Annotated in this window: 2 protein-coding genes; one reads left to right on the forward strand and one right to left on the reverse strand. The window is 64.5% G+C overall.

The genetic code is table 11. The features are described from left to right. A partial coding sequence (locus AYR66_RS06505; RefSeq protein ID WP_206047084.1) for a TonB-dependent receptor plug domain-containing protein occupies positions 1 to 1,705 on the reverse strand: 1,705 nt, incomplete at its 3' end. Between the two features lie 371 nt (positions 1,706 to 2,076). On the opposite strand from AYR66_RS06505, the gene AYR66_RS06510 reads away from it, so the two are divergent. Further along, positions 2,077 to 3,129: efflux RND transporter periplasmic adaptor subunit (locus AYR66_RS06510; protein WP_234814828.1), on the forward strand; the 1,053-nt coding region annotated here is incomplete at its 3' end.

The raw sequence follows: 3,129 nt of genomic DNA on the forward strand, positions 1-3,129 counted from the left end.
CCAGCGCCGTGCCGGTAACATCGTCGACGGCGTGCTGCCAGCTGACGCTGGAGCGCAGCCGCGCACCGCTTGACCAGGCCCGTTCCAGTTCCAGTTCCGCGCCATGTGCCTTCACCCGGTCGAGGTTGCGGAACACCAGCAGGCCGTCTGCGGGATCGACGGTCTGCGTGATCAGGTCCGAGACGGTGTTCCGGAACAGCGACGCGGTCAGGCGGGCATCCGGCGAAAAGTAATGCTCCGCACTCAGCTCGTTGGTGCGCACGCGTTCCGCCTTGAGGCTGGGGTTGGCTTTCTGCCCGCCTGCGGCGCGCAAGTCGTAATACAGCTCGTAAGCGTTCGGCGCACGGAAGGCCGTACCCGTGATCGCCTTGAAGGTGGTGGACGCGCTCGCCTTGTGGATCAGCGCCACGCGCGGATTGATGTTGCTGTCGCCGGTCGATGAAGTGTAGTCGTAGCGCACGCCGGCATTGAGCAGGAGATCCGGACGCAACGTGAATTCATCCTGGGCATAGACGCCGAGGCGGTTGCCGGCGCGCTGATCGTCGAGCCTGGCAAGGAAGGGCTCGATATCGAAATTGAACTGGCGGCGCCGGTAGTCGCGCTGCACTTCGGCCCCGGCCACCAGCTTGTGTCCCTCGACAGGGGTCATGACGAAGCGGGTTTCGGCGCCCCACCAGTTGGCGCGCGCACCATCGCGGTTGACTGTCGGAACCGGCGCGCCGTACACGTAGTCGCCCATGTAATCGTAGCGACCCCAGTAGATGCGCGAAGTCACTTCTGCATCGGCAGCCAGCCGCGCACGGTACACGGCATCGACCGAAGTCCGCGTATCGACGGTGCGCGAGCGCGGATCGTTGAAAACCTGGCTGAAGGCGGCGGTAGGAATCCCCTTCGTCCGCTCGCTGTGCGCAACGGAGATGCTCCAGGGTCCAGCGGCGCCTTTCATCAGCAGGTTTTGCGCGCGGTCGTAGTCCATGCGGCGCGCGACGCCGCCATTTGCGGCCGGCGTGTCGAACTCGGGAAAATAGAGGTCGGCCCCGTCTTCGCGGAAGTCGTTCACCGACAACAGCCATTCGGTGCCGTCGTCGTGGCGCATGCCGTAGCTTGCCCGCGCCTTGCGCATGCCCTGGCTGCCGTATTCGATGGAGGCCTGCGCGCCGCTCAGGTCGCGGCCGTTCTTGGTGATGATGTTGATGATGCCGAACAAGGCATTGGCGCCGTAGATCGACGAGCCCGGCCCCGGCACGAATTCCACGCGTTCGATCAGGTCCACGTCGACCAGGAAGTCGGTGCCGATCGACGCCTGGTCATACACGGCGTCATTGATGCGGCTGCCGTCGACCAGCAACAGGAAGCGGGTGTTGTAATCGCCCGGTCGCAGGAATCCACGGGCGCCGAGATAGGCATAGTTGCGGTCGTTGCTCAGGTAGAGTCCGCGCATGCTGCGCAGGATGTCGGCAAGCGTGCGCCAGCCGAAGGCCCGGATATCCGCCGCCGTCACGACCGATACGGAGGACGGCGCATCACTCACCTTCTGGACGAAGCGGGATGCACTGTAAACCTCGAGGGAAAGCAGCTGCTCGATGGACAGTTCCGCAAGGTCCATGCGTTGCTCTCCGGCGTGCGCAAGTCCGGCAGCAATACAGGCGGACACCACGGCGCAGATGGACGCGGCGCGCGCCTGACTAACAGATCGTGTGGGCATGTTACTTACCCCGTCTCCGCAGGCCTGTTGGACGGCCCTGTAATATTGAATGCAGCCCGCGAAGGTGCCGCCCTCTACTCTTCTTCCGGCATACGCCAAAAAGTTGATTTAGATCAGCATTTTAACCGAGCACATGCTGTCATAGGGCAACTTCTGACCAAGCATGCAACGTTGATATCAAGGCAAGAGGCGCAGGAATGCCGGACGGCAGAGATCCCGGGAAGCCGCTAGAATAGAACGACCGTCTTGCAGTCCGGAACAACAACAGCGCGGACGCCATTCGCCCTGCCGCCACCTTCCGGCGCTGCCTCCCCGATTTCACCGACCTTCCTTGAACAGGAGGGTTTTCACTTATTCATTGCGAGAAAGACATGACTTCAGTTCGGCGTATTGCGCCCGTTGCGGCGCTTGTGACCATGTTGCTGAGCCTGGCGGGATGCGGCGAGAAGAATGCCGCCGCCCAGGGCGCGGGTCCGGGCATGCCGCCGCCCGAGGTGGCCGTGGTCACCGTGGCGCAGGAACGTCTTGTCATGACGACCGAACTGCCTGGACGCATCGAGGCAACCCGCACAGCGCAGGTGCGGGCGCGCGTGCCGGGCATCGTGCAGAAACGCGTGTTCCAGGAAGGCAGCGAGGTGAAAGCGGGCGACGTGCTGTTCCGCATCGATCCGGCGCCCTTCCAGGCCACCTTCAACAGCACGCAGGCAGCCGTCGCTAAAGCTGAAGCTAACCTCGCACAGGCCAACCTGAAGGCGCAGCGCTACAAGCCGCTGGTCGAAACCAATGCCATCAGCAAGCAGGAATACGACGACGCGCTGACCGCGCAGAAGCAGGCCACCGCGGAACTCGCTGCGGCCAAGGCATCGCAGGACACCGCGCGCCTCAACCTTGGCTACGCGACAGTCACCGCGCCGATCTCCGGCCGCATCGGCCGCGCCCAGGTCACCGAAGGCGCACTGGTGGGCCAGGGCGAAGCGACGCCGCTGGCGACCATCCAGCAGCTCGACCCCGTGTACGTGAACCTCACGCAATCCAGCGCCGAACTGCTGCAACTGCGCCGCGCGCTGGCGAGCGGAAGCCTGAAGAGCGTCGGCAAGGACAAGGCGAAAGTGAAGCTTGTGACCGAAGATGGACGCAGCTATCCGCACGACGGCAAGCTGCTGTTCTCCGACGTCGCCGTCGACGAGAGCACCGGCGCGGTCACGCTGCGCGCGGAATTCCCGAATCCGGACCGCATGCTGCTGCCCGGCCTGTATGTGCGCGCCCGCCTCGAGCAGGCGGTGAGCGAAAACGCGATCACCGTGCCGCAGCAGGCCGTGCAGCGGGACGCCAGCGGCGCCTCGGTGCTGGTCGTCGGCGCCGACGGCAAGGTAGCGCTGCAGCAGGTCAAGGCCGATTCCTCGCCAGGCGACCGCTGGGTCATC

It is taken from the genome of Noviherbaspirillum denitrificans (assembly GCF_002211445.1).
In the GTDB taxonomy this organism is placed as follows: Bacteria; Pseudomonadota; Gammaproteobacteria; order Burkholderiales; family Burkholderiaceae_D; genus Noviherbaspirillum; species Noviherbaspirillum denitrificans.